The sequence below is a fragment of the Ruegeria sp. HKCCD7255 genome (genome assembly GCF_013031565.1).
GTDB lineage: Bacteria > Pseudomonadota > Alphaproteobacteria > Rhodobacterales > Rhodobacteraceae > Ruegeria.
The window spans coordinates 43,362-61,717 of the sequence record NZ_WQAG01000013.1; the positions used below are offsets into that span (position 1 = coordinate 43,362).

The 18,356-nt window shown below is 57.0% G+C and carries 19 protein-coding genes and 1 pseudogene; 16 read left to right on the plus strand and 4 right to left on the minus strand.

Annotated features, from left to right (window positions below; translation table 11 throughout):
- Positions 1 to 20 precede the first annotated feature (20 nt).
- Genes GOX45_RS18990 through GOX45_RS19005 form a run of 4 tightly spaced genes read left to right on the plus strand, consistent with a single transcriptional unit; the run spans position 21 to position 3,876 of the window.
- Positions 21 to 980, plus strand: a complete 960-nt coding sequence (locus tag GOX45_RS18990; RefSeq protein WP_171103013.1) for a dihydrodipicolinate synthase family protein — start codon at positions 21 to 23, stop codon at positions 978 to 980.
- Complete coding sequence (locus tag GOX45_RS18995) at positions 971 to 1,900, plus strand: proline racemase family protein (RefSeq protein ID WP_171103015.1); 930 nt, start codon at positions 971 to 973, stop codon at positions 1,898 to 1,900. Before GOX45_RS18990 ends, GOX45_RS18995 begins: the two co-directional genes overlap by 10 nt.
- Entirely contained in the window at positions 1,897 to 3,132 is a 1,236-nt protein-coding gene (locus GOX45_RS19000; protein WP_171103017.1) for an FAD-binding oxidoreductase, read from the plus strand. The genes GOX45_RS18995 and GOX45_RS19000 overlap by 4 nt, the downstream gene beginning before the upstream one ends.
- A gap of 60 nt (positions 3,133 to 3,192) precedes the next feature.
- Positions 3,193 to 3,876, plus strand: coding sequence for a GntR family transcriptional regulator (locus tag GOX45_RS19005; protein WP_171103019.1), 684 nt, complete (start codon positions 3,193 to 3,195; stop codon positions 3,874 to 3,876).
- Here the strand turns inward: GOX45_RS19005 and GOX45_RS19010 are convergent.
- Positions 3,866 to 4,429: a YceI family protein gene (locus tag GOX45_RS19010; RefSeq protein ID WP_254446086.1), complete on the minus strand. Its 564-nt coding sequence runs from the start codon at positions 4,427 to 4,429 to the stop codon at positions 3,866 to 3,868. The genes GOX45_RS19005 and GOX45_RS19010 overlap by 11 nt on opposite strands.
- A 96-nt stretch (positions 4,430 to 4,525) precedes the next feature.
- On the opposite strand from GOX45_RS19010, the gene GOX45_RS19015 reads away from it, so the two are divergent.
- The 6 genes from GOX45_RS19015 (at position 4,526) to arsJ (ending at position 10,257) form a co-directional block, all read left to right on the plus strand.
- Positions 4,526 to 5,062 carry an RNA polymerase sigma factor gene (locus GOX45_RS19015; RefSeq protein ID WP_171103022.1) on the plus strand — a complete coding sequence of 179 codons (537 nt, stop codon included), beginning with the start codon at positions 4,526 to 4,528 and terminating at the stop codon, positions 5,060 to 5,062.
- Entirely contained in the window at positions 5,059 to 5,811 is a 753-nt protein-coding gene (locus tag GOX45_RS19020; protein WP_171103024.1) for a hypothetical protein, read from the plus strand. The genes GOX45_RS19015 and GOX45_RS19020 overlap by 4 nt, the downstream gene beginning before the upstream one ends.
- Positions 5,812 to 5,868: 57 nt before the next feature.
- A complete protein-coding gene (locus GOX45_RS19025; RefSeq protein WP_171103026.1) occupies positions 5,869 to 6,942 on the plus strand; it encodes a helix-turn-helix domain-containing protein in 1,074 nt (357 codons plus the stop codon).
- A gap of 203 nt (positions 6,943 to 7,145) precedes the next feature.
- Positions 7,146 to 7,991 carry a helix-turn-helix domain-containing protein gene (locus tag GOX45_RS19030; RefSeq protein WP_171103028.1) on the plus strand — a complete coding sequence of 282 codons (846 nt, stop codon included), beginning with the start codon at positions 7,146 to 7,148 and terminating at the stop codon, positions 7,989 to 7,991.
- The gene (locus GOX45_RS19035; protein WP_171103029.1) at positions 7,988 to 8,986 is read left to right on the plus strand and encodes an ArsJ-associated glyceraldehyde-3-phosphate dehydrogenase; all 999 of its coding nucleotides are present in this window, start codon (positions 7,988 to 7,990) and stop codon (positions 8,984 to 8,986) included. Before GOX45_RS19030 ends, GOX45_RS19035 begins: the two co-directional genes overlap by 4 nt.
- The gene (arsJ, locus tag GOX45_RS19040) at positions 8,983 to 10,257 is read left to right on the plus strand and encodes an organoarsenical effux MFS transporter ArsJ (RefSeq protein ID WP_171103031.1); all 1,275 of its coding nucleotides are present in this window, start codon (positions 8,983 to 8,985) and stop codon (positions 10,255 to 10,257) included. The genes GOX45_RS19035 and arsJ overlap by 4 nt, the downstream gene beginning before the upstream one ends.
- Before the next feature lie 152 nt (positions 10,258 to 10,409).
- Here the strand turns inward: arsJ and GOX45_RS19045 are convergent, their stop codons facing one another.
- Entirely contained in the window at positions 10,410 to 11,429 is a 1,020-nt protein-coding gene (locus GOX45_RS19045) for a GlxA family transcriptional regulator (RefSeq protein ID WP_217350576.1), read from the minus strand.
- A gap of 106 nt (positions 11,430 to 11,535) precedes the next feature.
- Here GOX45_RS19045 and GOX45_RS19050 point away from each other — a divergent pair, with 106 nt between their 5' ends.
- Positions 11,536 to 11,727 carry a hypothetical protein gene (locus tag GOX45_RS19050; RefSeq protein ID WP_171103035.1) on the plus strand — a complete coding sequence of 64 codons (192 nt, stop codon included), beginning with the start codon at positions 11,536 to 11,538 and terminating at the stop codon, positions 11,725 to 11,727.
- 256 nt (positions 11,728 to 11,983) lie between these two features.
- Positions 11,984 to 12,556, plus strand: coding sequence for a carboxymuconolactone decarboxylase family protein (locus GOX45_RS19055; protein ID WP_171103037.1), 573 nt, complete (start codon positions 11,984 to 11,986; stop codon positions 12,554 to 12,556).
- 141 nt (positions 12,557 to 12,697) lie between these two features.
- Here GOX45_RS19055 and GOX45_RS22245 read toward each other — a convergent pair whose 3' ends face one another.
- Entirely contained in the window at positions 12,698 to 13,882 is a 1,185-nt protein-coding gene (locus GOX45_RS22245; protein ID WP_171103040.1) for an alpha/beta fold hydrolase, read from the minus strand.
- Positions 13,883 to 13,994: 112 nt separating this feature from the next.
- On the opposite strand from GOX45_RS22245, the gene GOX45_RS19065 reads away from it, so the two are divergent.
- Positions 13,995 to 14,225 carry a hypothetical protein gene (locus tag GOX45_RS19065; protein WP_171103042.1) on the plus strand — a complete coding sequence of 77 codons (231 nt, stop codon included), beginning with the start codon at positions 13,995 to 13,997 and terminating at the stop codon, positions 14,223 to 14,225.
- 54 nt (positions 14,226 to 14,279) lie between these two features.
- Here GOX45_RS19065 and GOX45_RS19070 read toward each other — a convergent pair whose 3' ends face one another.
- Positions 14,280 to 14,501 carry a hypothetical protein gene (locus tag GOX45_RS19070; RefSeq protein WP_171103044.1) on the minus strand — a complete coding sequence of 74 codons (222 nt, stop codon included), beginning with the start codon at positions 14,499 to 14,501 and terminating at the stop codon, positions 14,280 to 14,282.
- A 97-nt stretch (positions 14,502 to 14,598) separates the two neighbouring features.
- Between GOX45_RS19070 and GOX45_RS19075 the strand changes: the two genes are divergently transcribed.
- The 3 genes and pseudogenes from GOX45_RS19075 to GOX45_RS19085 all read left to right on the plus strand — a co-directional run bounded on the left by GOX45_RS19075 (position 14,599) and on the right by GOX45_RS19085 (position 18,316).
- Positions 14,599 to 15,486 carry a LysR family transcriptional regulator gene (locus GOX45_RS19075; protein ID WP_171103046.1) on the plus strand — a complete coding sequence of 296 codons (888 nt, stop codon included), beginning with the start codon at positions 14,599 to 14,601 and terminating at the stop codon, positions 15,484 to 15,486.
- A 267-nt stretch (positions 15,487 to 15,753) separates the two neighbouring features.
- Positions 15,754 to 16,175, plus strand: a pseudogene (locus GOX45_RS19080) (DDE-type integrase/transposase/recombinase); the annotation flags it as partial.
- A gap of 275 nt (positions 16,176 to 16,450) precedes the next feature.
- The gene (locus tag GOX45_RS19085) at positions 16,451 to 18,316 is read left to right on the plus strand and encodes an autotransporter outer membrane beta-barrel domain-containing protein (RefSeq protein ID WP_171103048.1); all 1,866 of its coding nucleotides are present in this window, start codon (positions 16,451 to 16,453) and stop codon (positions 18,314 to 18,316) included.
- The last annotated feature ends 40 nt before the right edge of the window (positions 18,317 to 18,356 follow it).

Below are 18,356 nucleotides of genomic sequence, written 5' to 3' on the forward strand. Positions count from 1 at the left end.
TTGCGAGAAGGAGCCCAACCATGCAGCCGACCGTCTTTACCGGCATGATGCCTGCCCTGATGACCCCGTGCAAACCTGACCGGACGCCCGACTTCGATGCTCTGGTGCGCAAGGGGCAGCAGATGATCGCGGCGGGGATGTCGGCAGTTGTCTATTGCGGGTCGATGGGGGATTGGCCGCTGCTGACCGATGCCGAGCGGATGGAAGGTGTCGAACGGCTGGTTGCGGCTGGGTTGCCAGTGGTGGTGGGCACGGGTGCGATCAACTCGAAATCCGCCACCGCCTTGGCCGCGCATGCGCAGCAGGTTGGGGCGGCGGGGTTGATGGTGATCCCGCGCGTGCTGTCGCGGGGGTCATCCGTGACCGCGCAACGCAACCATTTCAAAGCCATTCTGCAAGCCGCGCCGGACGTGCCGGCCATTATTTACAACAGCCCGGTTTACGGTTTTGCGACCCGGGCTGATCTATTCTTTGCGCTACGGGACGAACATCCCAACCTCGTGGGGTTCAAAGAGTTCGGTGGCAAGGATGACCTGCGCTATGCGGCGGAGCATATCACCTCGCGCGATGATAAGGTCACGTTGATGGTCGGAGTGGATACCGAGGTGTATCATGGCTTTGTCAATTGTGGTGCGACAGGTGCAATCACGGGGATTGGCACCGCGCTGCCGAAAGAGGCTCTGCTGCTGGCAGCCTTGTGTGAAAAGGCCGCACAGGGTCATGCCGAGGCGCGGCTGCGCGCGCGAGAGCTGGAAGAAGCGTTCGGCGTTCTGGCCAGCTTTGATGAAGGCACCGATCTGGTGCTGTATTACAAACATCTTCTGGTTCTGAACGGCGAGGAAGAATACCGGCTGCATATCAATGAAACCGACATGCTGTCGGATGCGCAGCGAAATTATTGCGAACAGCAATACCGCCTGTTTCAAACTTGGTTTGCCGATTGGTCGCGGGAGGGCGGGGTGATTGCCGAATGCATGTGATCGACAGCCATACCGGGGGTGAGCCGACACGCGTGATCTTGAACGGTGGGCCTGATCTGGGCCAGGGGTCCGTGGCCGAGCGGGCGCTGCGTCTGGCGCAGGATCACCGTGCCTTTTACCGCTCGGTCCTGTTGGAGCCGCGCGGGCAGCCAGCCATGGTGGCCGCGCTTTTGGTGGAACCGCAGGATCCAAGCTGTGTTGCCGGTGCGATCTATTTCGATCTGGATGCGGTGTTGGGGATGTGTGGCCATGGCACCATTGGCTTGGCCGTTACCCTTGCGCATCGAGGGCGGATCGATCTGGGCTGCCACCGGATCGAAACCCCGGCGGGTGTGGTCACGGTTGAGTTGGAGGATGCAAACACGGTCACCGTCACCAATATCGAAAGCCGCCGCGTGGCGGAGGATGTCGTGCTGGACGTGCCGGGCTATGGCCCGGTGACCGGAGATGTGGCCTATGGCGGCAATTGGTTTTTCATCGTCGACCCCAGCCCGATCCCCATCGATCCGGCCAATATTCCACAGCTGACTTCCTTCACCACCGCGATCCGACAAGCATCCATCGCGCAAGGCATTGGTGGAGAGGCGGGCGAACCGATAGATCATGTGATCCTGCAAAGCCCGCCTGAAGGCGCGGTACACAGCCGAAATTTTGTGCTCTGCCCGGATGACAATTATGATCGTTCCCCTTGTGGAACCGGCAGTTCTGCCCGTTTGGCCTGTCTGGCGGCGCGCGGGGTGTTGCGCCCGGGCGAAGAGATCGTGCAGGCCAGTGTCATCGGCAGCACCTATCGCTTGTCCTATCAACCCGGGTCCCACGGCGGGGTGATCCCGCGTATTACTGGCCAGGCCTTTGTGACCTCGGACAGTACGATGATCTTTGACGCGAAAGATCCGTTCCGGTCGGGCATCGAGCTGTGAAGCGCGTTGTCATTGTTGGTGCCGGTGTTATCGGGATCACCACGGCGCTCGAGTTGCAACGCCGGGGGCACGCCGTTCAGGTGCTGGACCGGGACGGAGTTGCGGCGGGTGCTTCTGCTGGCAATGCGGGGGCCTTTGCCTTTGCCGAGATCGAGCCTTTGGCGACACCGGGGATCCTGAGCAAAGCGCCGCGTTGGCTGGTGGATCCACTGGGCCCATTGTCGGTACCACCTGCCTATGCGCTGAAAATCGTGCCCTGGCTCTGGCGGTTCTGGCGGGCCAGCCGCGCGCAGAACTATCAGCACGCATTGGCGGCGCAAGCTGGTTTGATGCATCTGTCCTCGGCCGCTCTGGACCGGTTGATCCCCTTTGCCGGGGTGCAGGACATGGTGCAGAACGACGGTCAATTGCAGCTGTATGAAAGTGAGGCCGCATTTCGCGCCAGCCTGCCCGGCTGGGAGCAGCGTCGCCGCCATGGTATTGCGTTCACACTGCTGGAACATCCCGAGGCGATTGCCGAAATTCAGCCGGGGCTAAGCCCTCGCTTTACCCATGCGGGGTTCACGCCGGATTGGATCAATACCGCAGATCCAAAGGCCTGGGTCGAAACGCTGGCGAAGGTGTTTCAAGACAAGGGCGGACAGATCGACCGGCGCGAGGTGCGCGCCCTGTCTGTGTCTGATCAGGCGGCGCAGGTGCACACGACTGATGGCACGATTGTAGCCGACAGCGTTGTGGTGGCCACTGGTGCCTGGTCGCATTATCTGGCGCGGGGCATGGGTGATAATATCCCGCTGGAGACCGAGCGTGGATACAATACGACCCTGCCTGCAGGCGTGTTCGACCTGCGCACGCATTTGACCTTCTCGGACCACGGGTTTGTGGCCAGCCGGATCAACGGCGGTGTGCGTATCGGCGGTGCGGTTGAACTGGGCGGGCTCGACATGCCTGCCAATTTCAAGCGGGCAGATGTGATGCTGACCAAGGCCCGCGATTTCCTGCCGGGGCTGAAGGCCGAAGGTGGCCAGCAATGGATGGGGTTTCGCCCCTCAATGCCCGATAGCCTGCCGGTGATCGGGGCGGCGTCACGCAGCGATCGGGTGATATATGCGTTTGGCCATGGTCATCTGGGTCTGACGCAATCAGCAGGCACGGCTGAACTAGTTGCAGCGCTGATTGATCGCCAACCACCGCCCATATCGCTTGCCCCATTCGCGCCGACGCGATTTTGAAAGAGTTCTTATGCGAAACCGTCACGACACAGACAACACTCTGAACACAGGACGCCAGACATGAAAGCGAAACGTGCGATCCAGCGCCAAAGCCTGCCTGATGTTATTGCCAGCGATCTGCGGGAGCGCATCCTCAGCGGCGATTTGGCCGAAGGCGAAACCATCCGGCAAGAGGCGCTGGCCGACGAGTATGATGTCTCGCGCATGCCAGTGCGAGAGGCGCTGAAACAGCTGGATGCCGAGGGGCTGGTGCAACTGACCAACAATCGCGGCGCCACGGTGACAGAGCACTCACTGGCCGAGATTGCCGAAATCTTCGACCTGCGCGCCTTGCTTGAGGTTGATCTGTTCCGGCGCGCCATTCCGGCCATGACGACGGCAGAGTTCGCGGCCTGCGCCAAGATCCTTGAGCAGATGCAACAGTCTTATGACGCCAATGATGTCAGCGCCTGGGGGGCGCTGAATCACAAGTTTCACACCGCACTTTATGCGGCGGCGGATCGCCGGCTGACCAACGATCTGCTGCACCGTGTGGCGCTGCAATCGGACCGCTATGTGCGGATGCATCTAAGCGTGATGGAACAGCGCGAACCAGCACGCAAAGAGCATCGCCAATTGTTGCAGCTGGCCCAGACCGGTCAGGTGGACGCGGCCTGCACCTTGCTGTCACATCATATCGGACGCACGAAAGAGGCGCTTTTGGCACTGATGGCCGCGCGAAATGACCCAGAGACTACTGTGTGAACATCAACCGCGCGGTTACGGGTATCGTGCGGGTAATGCTGGGCAGCTGCGCCAGCTCCATCAGCTTGTCGACCCCGGCCGAGACATTTGCGTCTTCGGTGCTGATGAAAACCATGTCATTGGTTGAAACCATGACCCGGTCTTCGGCCACCCGCAGGATGAACATATCGGTGTAGAATTCGACATCGGCGCTTGCCAGCGACAGGGTGGCCTCCACCTCGATCACCGATGTCTCACCAACGCCCAGCCCCGAAACAGCTTCGATGTCGATCTGCGCCGTCAGTTCGGCGGTTGGGGTTTTGCGAAACACATGTTCGATCATCCGTTCGTTGCGAATATCGATATTGGTCTCGACCGAGGACAGGTCGATCTCAATCTCGACCTGACCATCATCGCCGACATGTCCTGACAGGTTGGTGAATGAATTCACCTCACCCAGATCCTCAAGCTTGATCGTACCATAGGCCAAATGCGAGGTGTCCGGGTCCAGCGTCCAATCTGCGGCCAGTACCGGGCTGGCCAGCAGGACCGACGCAATCGTGATTGTTTTCATCATCAGTTTCATTTCTTTCCTCGCCGTAATATGTCACTCAGGGCAGGGGTTCTGGCCCGTCTATGACATAAACACACACAGGTCGCGGTTTATTCGATGGATGTCGATCTTAACTCGGAACAAGCCGTGCGCGGCGCGATCCAGACGCATTCGAAAAGGGTATGGCGGTTTGCTTTGTCGCTGTCGGGGGCGTCGGATATCGCTGATGATCTGCTGCAAGCAACTTGCCTTCGCGCACTGGAACGCCACCATCAGGTGACATCAACGGCCCGGTTGGACAGTTGGCTGATGACAATCTGCCGCTCGATCTGGCTGAATGAAATACGGTCCCGCTCGGTCCGCAAAGCGCAGGCCTTGTCTGTGACACCCGAGGTCGAATTGATTTCACAAGATGCCGACGCAGAAACGAATATTTTTGCGGCTGAAGTGTTTACGAAAGTGATGGAACTGCCCGAAGCGCAGCGAGAGACGGTGATGCTTGTGTTTGTAGAAGGATACAGCTACCGCGAGGCGGCGGATATTCTGGGTGTTCCGATTGGCACGATCATGAGCCGGCTGTCCAATGCCCGGCAGAAACTGAAGTCTGCGATTCAGCCTGATGAGGCTGGGTCTGATCGACGGAGTGGCAAATGAAGTTTTCCGACGAGACGCTGTTGGCGTATCTGGAAGGCAATCTGGATCACGACAAGGCCAGCGCCATCGAAGACGCTGTTGCCGAAGATGCCGAGCTGGAGTCGCGCCTGATGGCGCTCGACCCGATAGCGCCCATGGTTCAAACCGCGTTTGAAAACGTGCCCGCCAAAGCACCCGTTATCGATCTGCCCGAACCAGAACCGGCACCCATTGCAGGCCCCTCACCGGCGATGGGAATTGGGCGTTTGTTGGCTGTGGCGGCTTCGGTCTCGGTCATTGCGGTCTCGGCGACCTTTCGGGCTACCCGCCCCGAACCGATGGGATGGGCCGAGCAGGCGGCGATTTATCAGTCGCTTTACGCGCCAGAAACGGTTGCCGCGCTTGACCCGTCACCCGAGGCTTTGGATGCGCAATTTGCGCAGGCCGAAGAACAGCTTGGTCGATCTTTGAACCGCGATGTGCTTGAAACCCTTCCGGGGCTTGATCTGAAGCGTGCGCAAATTCTCTCATTCAAGGGGAAACCGCTTATTCAGGTGGTGTTTGCAGACGCACAAGGGCAGCCATTTGCCTTCTGTGTCATACGCCAGGGGCCTGGCGCGCCTGCAAAGAATGTTGAACACGCCGTTCTCAGCGGTTTGGCAACCGCGACCTGGGCGCAGGATGGCTATGGCTATATCCTCATGGGCAGCGATGCCGACAGCCCGCTTGAAGGGAATCTGGATATTCTGACCACCAGTTTTGCAAGCTGAGCCGCGCACCGCGAAAAGAGCTTGAGAACAGGTGAAAATCTTCGAAGAATGGGCGGTATGAAGCCCAAATCCGCCATACCTGATCCGGACGAGGAAGAACTCGGGCCGCGCAGCATCTATGATTCCGATCCGGTGGATGAGGATGACCTGTGGTTCTTGCCACCCGAAGAGGAAGTGGCCGATGAGGATTTCCTGCCACCCGGACCGCGCGCGGAACAGGGTCTGCTGTTTGATCCCCGCGACTGGCAGGCGGCGCAGAACGATTTGTCCGCCGAGCTTGCCGATCTGTGTCTGACCTTCGGAGCGCTGGATGAGCGCTTGCGCGCGGGCCCCAAGGGCTGGGGCCATCGGCTGGCCCTGATGGACGTGTCGGATCTGGGCTGGTGGACCGGCGACCGGATCAGCGTTGATCGGCTGGCGCTTTGGACCGAGTTGCGGATCGGAGCCACCTCGGACGATGTGCAGGCGCTGTACCGCGCCGGTTGGGCCGTGCGCCGCCTGACCTCGGGCGCGCCACCAGCGGATGGTGGGTGGGAGCAAGGGTTGACCGCGTTTCTGGATCGCATGGCACAAGGGCTGGACGCGGTGCCCGAGGCGGTGGCCGATCTGGCCGAGGTGTTGCACAACGCGCAGAGCCTGCATCCGGCGACCCAATCCGCGATTGCCTTTCATGCCTGGCGAGCCCTGTCGCAGGGTATAGGTCAGGATACCGAGGCGGCCATCATCGCCGCCCGCCATGCCGCCAGCATGGGCCGGGGTGGCGCGCTGTTCATGCCGCTGGCCCTGTCGGGACCCGGCGCGCTGCGCGGTGTCGGCGACCCGCATGAAAAACTGGGTGCCTGGTTGCGTGGGGCAGGGCAGTCCGCTCTGGCCGCCTTGCTGCATCTGGACCGCGTCAGCGCGTGGGACACCCGCGCGCGGGGCGCTACGACAGATCTGAGCGGCCGCACCCCACCGCGGTTGATCGAAGTTCTGACCGCGTGGCCCATGGTATCGGCCCCCTTGGCGGAGCGGCTGACCGAAGCCTCACGCGCAGCCGTGCAACGTAACCTGATCCTCTTCACCGAACGCGGCCTGATCCGGGAGGTCACCGGTCAGGGACGATACAGGGTATGGACGGCGGCTTTGTGACGGGCCAGATCATGTGAGGGTTCAGTCGAAGATCGCCGAGTTGCAGCAATTGGAAAACGCCTTGTCGGAGCTGATCGCCAATCGCTCGCAAGGGCAGTGCACCTGTCCGCTTCTCGAAGAGCTCAGTTCCTAACGCTTCCATGATGAAGTGTGGTGGCAAGTAAGAGTTGCAATAAACTCAGTAATTCAATAATTCACGAAATATGGAAAAACTGATTCCTCATCGCCTCTCGACCCTTGGCCATCCGCAGCGCTTGGCCCTGTTCCGCCTTCTAATGCGTCGGTACCCAGATCGCGTGCCTGCGACCGAGCTGGCACAAGCACTTGCGCTGAAACCCAACACACTCTCGACCTACGTGAGCGCCTTGATGCAGGTGGGTCTGGTCACGCAAGAGCGCATTGGCACCTCATTGCGCTATGCGATCCATATGGACGCGGCACGCGAGACCTTTGATTATCTGCTGCGCGATTGTTGCCGCGGTCGCCCCGAAATCTGCTCACCCCTCACCTCTTTTGACTTCGACAGAGACAGTCTCATGACTGATCGTAAGTTCAATGTCCTATTCATCTGCACCGGCAATTCCGCGCGCTCGATCTTTGCTGAATCGATTCTGCGCAAAGAGGCCGGGGACAGGTTCGTGGCCTACTCGGCGGGCACCAAGCCGCGCTCAGAGTTGAACCCGTTCGCGCTCGAAGTCCTGGCGCAGAAAGGTCACGATATTTCTGTTCTGGAGTCCAAGAACGTGTCGGTCTTCCAAGTTGACGATGCACCAGACTTCGATTTCGTCTTTACGGTTTGCAATCAGGCAGCAAATGAAGAATGCCCGGCTTGGACCGGTCAGCCGGTTAGTGCCCATTGGGGTATGCCGGACCCGGTGAAGGTCGAAGGTTCCCACGCCGAGAAGAGCCTGGCCTTTCAGCAGTCTTATGGCGCGCTTCTGAGCCGGATCAAAGCCTTTACCGCTCTGCCGATTGCATCTCTTGACCGGATCGCTTTGCAGAGGGCCGTCGACGACATCGCACAATCAAATGAAGGAGCCTCTGCGTGACCACCTACGCCCTCAACGGCCTTGGCCGCATCGGTAAACTAGCCTTAAAGCCATTGCTGGAACGCGGTGCCAAGATTGCTTGGATCAACGACGCCGTGGGCGACCCAGAGATGCATGCCCATCTTTTAAAGTTCGACACCGTCCATGGCCGGTGGAAGATAGACTTTTCTCATGACGCGGACAGCGTGACCATTGACGGCACGCGTCTCCCATTCATCGGGACCAAAAACATCGCCGACCTTCCGTTGGAAGGGGTAGATGTCGTCGTCGACTGCACCGGGGTCTTCAAGTCCGAGGCCAGGCTTGCGCCTTACTTCGAAGCGGGTGTGAAGAAAGTTGTTATTTCCGCGCCAGTGAAAGACGGCGATGCAGCCAACATTGTCTATGGCGTGAACCATGACATCTACGACGCGGGCAGACATCGGATTGTCACGGCAGCGAGCTGCACGACAAACTGCCTCGCGCCGGTTGTGAAGGTCATTCATGAGAATCTTGGCATCAAGCATGGCTCGATCACCACAATCCACGATGTGACGAACACCCAAACCATTGTGGACAGACCGGCCAAGGATTTACGCCGTGCGCGCTCGGCTCTGAATTCCCTGATCCCGACCACGACAGGCAGCGCGACCGCGATCACGCTCATCTATCCGGAACTGACAGGACGGCTGAATGGCCACGCGGTGCGCGTTCCGCTCTTGAACGCCTCACTGACAGACTGTGTTTTTGAGGTGGAACGCGAAACCACAGCTGAGGAGGTCAATGCCCTCTTCAAAGCCGCGTCCGAGGGTGAACTGCAGGGAATTCTGGGCTACGAGGAAAGACCGCTAGTTTCGACCGATTATACCAATGACGAACGCTCTAGCATCGTGGATGCGCCATCAACGATGGTCATCAATGGGACGCAGCTGAAGGTCTACGCCTGGTACGACAACGAAATGGGCTATGCGCATCGTCTTGTCGATGTGGCGCTGATGGTTGGAGCCTCAGTGTGACCGACACCTCCGCGCGGCCAGAGGGGCTGTCGGCTTACGTCGCAGTCACGGCGGCGTACTGGGCCTTCATGTTGACCGATGGCGCGCTTCGAATGCTGGTGCTGCTGCACTTTCATTCGTTGGGCTTTAGCCCTGTCCAGCTTGCCTACCTCTTTGTGTTGTACGAGATCGCAGGCATGGTGACCAACCTCTGTGCGGGGTGGATTGCCGCACGGTTTGGTTTGACCTCTACGCTTTATGCGGGCCTTGGCATTCAGGTCTTGGCTTTGTTGGCTTTGGCACAGCTCGACCCGACCTGGGCGATTGGCGTTTCGGTGGCCTATGTGATGGTCGTGCAGGGTGCGAGTGGTGTAGCCAAAGACCTTGCGAAGATGTCGTCCAAATCCGCCGTCAAGCTTTTGGCCCCTTCCGAGGATGGCGGGCTGTTCCGTTGGGTGGCGCTGCTCACCGGTTCCAAGAATGCGGTGAAGGGCCTTGGCTTTTTGTTGGGTGCCGCACTGCTGGCGACGCTCGGCTTTGTCTGGGCCGTCCTCGGGATGGCAGCAGTCCTCGCCGTCATCTTTGTCGCCGTATTGATCGCGATGCCTCCGGGTCTGCCGAAGGGTCGGAAAGGGGCGAAGTTCTCAGAGGTCTTTTCCAAGTCAACGAATGTAAACTGGCTCTCGGTCGCACGTGTGTTTCTTTTCGGGGCGCGCGACGTCTGGTTCGTGGTTGGCATCCCGATCTACTTTTATGCGGTGTTGTCCGACGGAACCGTGGCCGGAAACCGAGCCGCCTTCTTCATGATCGGAACCTTTATGGCGGTTTGGGTGATCCTCTACGGTTTTATCCAGGCTTCTGCACCACGCATTCTGCACGCGTCATCAAAACCAGAGGGCGAGTTGGTGCGCGCCGCAAAGTGGTGGGCATGGGGCCTCGCTGCGGTCCCTGCCGCTCTGACCATAGCAGCCCTTGCGTCAGATGGGCCTCAGACTTGGCTGACAGTTTCCTTAGTTGCGGGCTTGCTCATCTTCGGAGGGATCTTTGCGATCAACTCAGCGCTCCATTCCTACCTCATCCTCGCATTCACGAAAGCGGAGCGTGTTACTATGGATGTGGGCTTTTATTACATGGCCAACGCAGGAGGGCGGCTGGCGGGAACGGTCCTGTCTGGCGTCACATATCAGCTTGGAGGTCTGCCGCTGATGCTGGGGACTGCAACGGTTATGGTGGCAGGCGCAGCGCTCGCCGCGGGGCGGCTGCGGGGCGAAGCGCCCGACCCCGCAGTCTAAGGCAGGTCATTTGGATAGGAACGGATCGTAAGCAAATTCAGCGAGGTCGCGATTTGACTTGCAGTCTGTGAGTTCGCGGCCGGGATCTGCAGCGAACTGTTGCTTTGAGCGGCAAAGCAGCCAGTGGGATTGCAGATCAGAGCCAGTGTCTATCAGGAATATTTAGCGAACCTAGATTGGCCGAACATTTTGCGGTGTTCAACTGGTGTCAGTCCGGTCTTTCGCTTGAACAATCTCCTGAACGACGGGGTATCAACATAGCCGACGGCTTCTCCGACTTCCGCAACCGAGTCCTCGGTAGTTTCAAGCAATTGCCGGGCTTCTTCAATCCGAAGCGCCAAAACGTAGTCTTGCGGTGATTTGCTTGTGGCTTTCCTGAACCGTCGTGCAAATGTTGTTGGCGGCAACCCAGAACGTTTTGTCATATCGGCAACCGGGTTATCGATAGCATAGTTTTGGGCAATCCATACCTGAGCCTGCGCAATAACAGCGTCAGCATGAGGTGTCGTGGTGATCATTGAACTGAATGGTGACTGAAGTTCTCCGCGGTTGGCCATCAGCCAGATTTTTGCCGCGCGAACAGCCCTTTGCGTACCGCCGTAATGTGCAATCAAAAACGTGGCGAGTTCTTGCCACCCAGTTGTCCCACCCGACGTAACAGGTCCCCGAGACGCATCCGCAAAGCAAAGACCGCGGTCGATGCGAAGCCGCACTTTTGGATAAAACCTTTGAAACAGGTCTTCCCAAGCCCAATGCGTCGTTGCTTCGACGCCATCTAACATACCAAGCTCCGCCAAATATACCGCACCCGTACAGGCTGACACGACCCGGGTCTTGGAAAGATCGCGATTTTCGAGCCAGTCCAAACAAGGGTGGTTCTCGGGATCAGGGCGATCGTGCGGTGAAATTGTCAGTCCCGGTACAACAACAATATCGGCATCGTCGGCGTCATCAAATGTTTGATCTGGCGCAATCCAAACGCCACTTCCGCAACGATATCCCTCGAGCTTCGGGCCGATGAGACTGACTTCGAACACCGGCTCGGGCTCATCGCCGCTCACCAAGTGCTCCCAGTCCCGCCCTGCAGCCACCAGAGCGTCATACAGACCAAACACGCTGGACGCGCTGGTTTCTGGAGTCGCGACGATATGAACTGACACCGGCATCGTCATAATCCCATAAATGGTGAATTTACCCCCTTTTTAGCCGTTCTACCGCTCACGCCCAATGAAAAGTGTCGCGTAATCTACGCGGGTCCGTAACCCGTAGGAGGTTTAAGTGATCATGAACGCAGTTTGGCAGCTATTTGAAAACGGCCATTGGCTGACCTTCGCAAGGAAGCCTGTCGCAAAAGAAGCCAGCAGAGCAGATGAACAAGAAAAAACAGCCGGCAAGTTTACAGTAACCGAAGAGGTGTGGAATTCAGCGGTCTACCTTGGACCAGGTGGCCCGATGATGCGAGATCGCTAGATTGACCAACGTTGCGCAATGAACAGGTGGTGGCGATGCGCAGAAAGCTGACTTTGCAAATTAAACTGAAATGCTCAAAGGAAATTGCCCTCAACCAAACGACGAACATGCCGGGGTCTTGTCCGGCAAACCTGCTGTTCCCAGTATTCCAACAAAGTCTATATGCGAAACTCGGAATTGTTTTAAGGTTGCTCAAAAAACGTTGCTTCTTCACCTTGAGACGAAGTCCTCCAAAGCAAGATTGAAAGAGAATTGAATGAAACGCCTGTTTCCATCTCTGCCTGAGAACGCGACACTTGGAAGTGTCTATCAGGCCTTTCCAGACAAGCTTTCGCCGCTTTGTGCATACGAAAGCCTTGTGATGAGGGGCGAGAGCGACCTATCGGTCGCCCAACGTGAATTGATTGCAGCCTATGTCTCGGGCTTGAATGCTTGTGCGTATTGCCATGGGGCGCACATTGTTTTCGCCAAAGCCTACGGCATTGAGGTCGAGACAATCGAGGCACTGATGGAAGACCGTGATACGGCACCGGTCGAGGATCGCCTGAAACCGTTAATGGCATACATTGAAAAGCTCACCGTCTCGCCATCACGAATGACGGAAGCCGACGCAAAAGCGGTCTACGCGGCAGGCTGGTCAGAAAGCGCGTTGTTTGATGCTATTCAGGTCTGTGGTGTCTTTAATCTCGTGAACCGTTTCATAGAAGGAACCGGTGTCCAAAGCCCTGGCAACGACCCAAGAGACGCGGACGAAGCCACTTTGGATCGATGCCGCAGCGACACTTTCTATACCGATTTCGGACGTGAGAACGGCCTCGACATCCCTTGAGTCGAAATTGTGTCAGGCCATTGTTTCTGATGTGCTTTTCCAGCTCTGCTGTCGCCGATTGCTGTTATCGTCGGCGAGCGTGACGGGTCACCCCCTATTTCTGTATTCAAAAGAATTGGCACGACCGATAGGCCCTTGTTCTTAGGTTCGAGTAAAGCTCACAATACTCTCGATCATTCTTGGGAAATCCGGTTCGGACGCAAAGAGCAAGTGGTTCGGGCTGTTCAACTGTATGAACGATGCGTTCGGAATTTCAGACGCCAGCAGTTTCCCTTCCGAGAGCGGCGCAACAGCGTCCCTGTCGCTGTGAAGCACCAGTGTTGGGACAGAGACTTTTGCCAACAGGTCACTCACATCAATATCGTCAAACAAGGCGCGAAACTGTGCGATGTTCTCAGCTGGCCCGCAAAGCTTTTGAAACTCGTTGAACCAATCCATCTCTTCCTTGGTCGCGTCGGGCATGAACATGGTCGTCAAAATCTGCCGGATAGCAGGGTTTTCGTTACCCCAACTGTTGCGGATCAATTTGACCAGAGCTTCGCTCTCCTCGAACTCTGCGACATTGCCGCGTTGCTTGCGCCCACGTGAATATCCACCGCTGAGCAATAAATGGGATATTCGTTCGGGCCGTCGCAGAGCGTAGGCCACAGACACAGACGCACCTTGTGACAAACCAAGTATCGCCACTTTGTCATGACCATAGGCATTGATCACGACTTCCATGTCATCGACCATGCCCTCAAAGCTGATATCGACGTCAGACCATTGGGACAACCCATTTCCGCGTTGATCGTATCGAATGACAGAGAACTTTTCCGACAGGTGCCGGATGTAATCGCCATAGGATGGGTTCTGCCAGTCTTGTTCCAGATGGGTCATCCAACTGCCGGAAATCAGCAAAGGGTAACCCGCGCCAGAGACAGTATGAGCAATGGAAGTCCCGTCCTTGGAGTGGCAAAACTTTACAGGCGGCAGAGGATTGGGTTGACTGCACACGGAACTAGAAATTGAGAGGTCTTTTGCCGCAGGGTTAATTGAAATCGCCCCAATCAAGCGAAACCCACGCCGACCAACAGTTTCTATGTAGTTTGGATCTTTCGCGTCATCGCCCAACGCCTTGCGAATTTCGAAAATGTATTCTCGAACCAGATCTGGATTGACGTGCAAGCCCTGCCATGCCGACTGAAGTATGTCTTCCCGCGACAGGACCTCCCCGTTCGCAGCGATCAGGCACTCCAATACTTCGGTGGCTTTTGGCGACAAAGTCGAATGCTCTTGACCGGAAGACAATTTACCGTCTCTCCGATCTAACACCCACTGCCGCATGCATGCCTCCAACGCTAGCTGTAAAATTCAACGATGCAGCAACGATGAGTCAACGGTTTAGACGAATTGATGCGGATAAGCTTGCGTATGAAAACAGTGGGGAAGACGGACCATGCCGCAGATATCATCGAACAACCTGAACCACGTTGCACCCGTTAGTGAGGTCAACAGCTCAACGGAAACCGCAAGCGCCTTACTGAGTTTGGCAAATCAATTGGAGGACGAAATTTGTCGCGCCTTGTTGAACGATGACGTCGCACTGGCGGAACGTTTGGTGGTGCCGAAAACACAGCTTATGAAGTTATCCCGAGAATTTTCTTCTTCGAAATCAGCGAGCTTTTGAAAGAACCACCGCCCGCGTTGAAGGGGTCATTCGGCCGATTGTCACCAAGTGTCGTCAGAACCTTCCTGGATACAGACTCATCATGTTCTGCACGTCCAGTTCACTTGAAAACGCGTCTGGATTGCTCCAGATCACGTCATTAATATAGTCGCGTTCCGCGTGAAGATCGTTGTCTGCAGACCGCGGGTTCCGGGTGTCGGGGAAGGCTTTCTTGGTCCAACCGAACAGTCCACCAAATACGGTCCAGATGCTGGGTGACATTGTATGGGACGCCATCTCATGGTCCTTTCCGAGTTACTTGCGCTGTCGCAACAACAGTAACTGTTCACCCGTTTTTCTGGTATCCGGCACAAAATTGTGCTGTTCTACAAAAATGAAGAACGGGTTCCGAAACTGGTCGGACATTCGTGTATTCCTCTCTGTCTTCAGAGAAGGATCGACGCTTGCGGCTTCCCGAAAGCTGAAGGTCTCCCAACCAACGGTTGCCCGACGCATTGATGTTCTCGAAAGAGAAACAGGTTTGACGCTGTTTGAGCGCGGTACGCACGGCTTCAAGCCGACCCCGGAAGCCCTTCGCCTCGCTCCCTTCGCCGAAGCAATCGAGGCTTCTGTCCGCGAATTTGCCGATTGCGCGAAGGAATTGACGTCGACACAGCCCATCAGGATTACAGCTTATTCAGCAAACTTCTCTGCACGCATGATTGAGATCGTAAACGAGTTCTCTGCCGAAAATCAGGATGTCGCATTCGAGTTCTTTTCCAGCGTTCGGGCGCTGGACCTGATGGCGGGCGAGGCCGACATTGCGTTGCGCCTTGCAAGAACCGATCCTGATCCTGAACTGATCTGTCGTAAGATCAGCACGGCCCGCTGGGCTTTGTTCGGCAGCAGAAATTACGCGGACAAATTTGGCTTGCCGGAGTCAACCGATGATCTGGCCGGGCATCGGTTTGTTACCTTTCAGCGGGACGATGTTCCGAATGTATTCCACGAATGGTTGACCAATCACGTGGCACCGGACCAGATCGTCATGTCTTTCACTGAACTCGAGCTGATGCATGCAGCGATCAGATCAGGCCAAGGCCTTGGGATCAGCAATGTGAAACTGGTTGAAACAGACGACTCCTTTATCCGGTGCTTCGACGAAATCCCCGAACTTGCGGTGCCGCACCTGATGCTCATTTCGCCGGAAGCTTATCGCCGGCCCGAGGTTAGAGCCTTCGTTAAGTTCTTCGCACCTCGCTATGCGGCAATCTACAAGTAATGGTTTTCCCCGCATTGGACCGCGAACTGACGCTGATGCCAAAGGCGGAGAGCATCATTTCTGTCGTCGAACGCATGTCGGCCAAGAACAAAATTTGCAGCGAAGGTTGGCGGCAATACTAGCCGGGGCTGTCGTTGGGTATTCGGCGCTTAGGCACAAGGATGAGCAAGCCACGATTCTAATGCCTGATCACCTGAAAAGCGACATCGTCACCGCAACGATGACAGACCAATCAGGTCGTGTCGTAAAGAGCATGGGTGATGTTTGGCTGGTGCAGTTGCCGCTATTGCGCGCGGGCGAAAGGGACCGTGCGGCCGTTACGTGAGAAAGGACGAGACTTGCATCAAGGTGAAAAGAGCGCGGGATTGTCTCTATCGTGCTGTCGACAAGCACGACAAGACAGTTGATCTCGTGCTTCCGCATCGTCGAAACATACACGCTGCCACCAAGTTCTTCGCGCGGATGCCGAAAGGATTTGGATTCCCGATCCCGATTGAGGTGGTCAGGCCGAGTATTTGAATAACATGGTGGAACAGGACCATCGCTTCATCAAGAGACGCCCATGACCGATGCTAGGGTTCAAAGCCTTTGCTTCACCGGCGGCTACACTGGACGGAAGCGAAGTGGTGCACATGATCCGCAAAGGTGGACTCTTTCCGTTTCGCCAGTACACAGAGCTGGCAGCCTAACCCATCGGCTCAACGCTGCGTTTTCGCGTACACGGCACGGACAGCTTGGCTCGTCGAAACACTTGCTGAGTTGTATGTTGTTTTCTAAAGTCCAGGCAGACAGTCACATTCAACAACAGGAGGGCACAAGCTGAACATGCGTATCATCCGCCGACTTCAGCATGGTCCCCGTTTCGCCCTGTAAATGCGTTTGCAGGGCGGGTCCGAGTAACAACGTTCCAATCGGTCTGCCCAAAGCCGCACAGCGGCAATTTTTTCTATGAGCAGAGACTCCGATGACTGTTATGAATATCAACGCTTTAAGCGTAATACGTGGCGACGTCCTATTCGATGACCTCAATTTCACGATTTCCAAAGGTGATCGTATTGGATTGGTTGCCGCAAATGGGCGTGGCAAGACAACGCTTTTGGAATGCATGGTTGGTCAATCCGACCCAACCAGCGGAAGCATCGTCCGGGCGCGTGGTTTGAGGGTGGGATATGTAACCCAATACGTTCCAGATCATGCCTATGCCAGAACCTTATACGATTGGGTGCTGGGGTCCCTTCCTCACGAGCTGGCAGAATATGAAAGCTGGCGTGTGGATGTTGTGCTTGGGGGTAATCTGACGGTCAATAGTGCCGATGTGACCGGGTTCACCTCGATCCGGGTCGAAAGCGGCAGCACGATCACCGCCCAGAATGCCGATTTCACCTTTAACGATACCTTCGAAGTGGGTGCAGGCGGGCGATTTCGCGCCGGCGCTGGCGGGCTGGGCAATGTCACGCTGGGGCGCGATGTGTTGAACAATGGTCTGATCTCGACGGCAGATGGTTCAACAGGGGACCGTCTGACGATTGGTGGTAACCTCACGGGGCGCGGCACCATCGCTTTGGATGCGGACCTGACCGCTGGCACCAATGATCAGGTGCAGGTGAGTGGCAATACAGCCGGTGCCAGTCAGGGGCTGGATGTTTCTGCATCAGGCAGCACGTTCGACGCAGCGCAGAACCTCACGCTGGTGACTGTTGCGGGCACAAGCCTGGAAAGCGACTTCCGACTGGTGAACGCAGATTTCGTGACCAATGATGGTGCACAGGCGATCAGCGATGGCGAACTCGCCTATCGGCTGGATTATGACGCAGCAACAGGTGAGTTCTTTTTGACGCCGTTCGCCAATGCAACTGCATCCAGTCCGGTTACGCGCAACCCCGGAGGCGATTTTCTGGCGACGACTGTACAGCAAGTCAGCGATCAATTGACACCGGGTGCGACTCTGCAGCGCGTCATGGGGGCAACGCAGCGGGGCACGTCAGAGGCCAATACGGTCAGCCGCGCCCTCAGTGAGTTGACATCCACCACCCGTCCACTGGTCTGGGTACTGGGAGAAGGACAGCGCGACAGCTATTCGGTGGACGACCGCGATGTCGAAACCAACAGCGGAGGTCTGCGTTTTGGGGCCGCGTTGCCTTTGACCGAGCTGAGCAACGGCACTCTGATCGGCGGGTTGGAGTTTGGCATCAGCAGCCTGTCCACGGATGTAACCACATCCTTGACCGCAGCCGATATCAGCACCGACGCCTATGATGCGACGTTGAGCGTTTTGTGGGTTGCGGACAGTCAGCTCTATCTCGACGGACAAATGCGTTATGGTGTTTTCGACAGCACAATTCGCCCAAACGGTGGACAATCGGTTGATACCGACAGTGACGGCTATGCTCTGTCGATTGAGGTCGGCAAGCCGGTTGAGCTTAGCAACGGACTGACCTTGGTGCCGCAGGCGCAGCTGATGTACAGCGATATCGACACTGACAACGTCGTCGATCTGGCCGGAGGTGGTCAGACCGGATCGCTGGTGGATGGCGATACTCTGACCGCGCGTCTGGGTCTGCGTGCCGAACACACATTGGCTGGCGATGCGGTTCTGTTTGGTCAGGTCGACTATTACCATGCTTTCGACAATGAAACGTCTGTTGCCTTCGGGCAGAATACGATCCTGACCGAGCGCGGGGCGAACACGGCTGGTCTGACCCTGGGCGGCAATGTGGCCGTATCGTCCAGAACAAGGCTGTTTGCCGAGGTGACCGGAGAAACCGGATTCGGCAGCAGTTCAGGCGACTATACCTTTGGTGGAAACATCGGAATCGAGTTCCGTTTCTGAAGGTCCTACGAAGCATCGCGGCCCGCCGTAGTGATGGCGG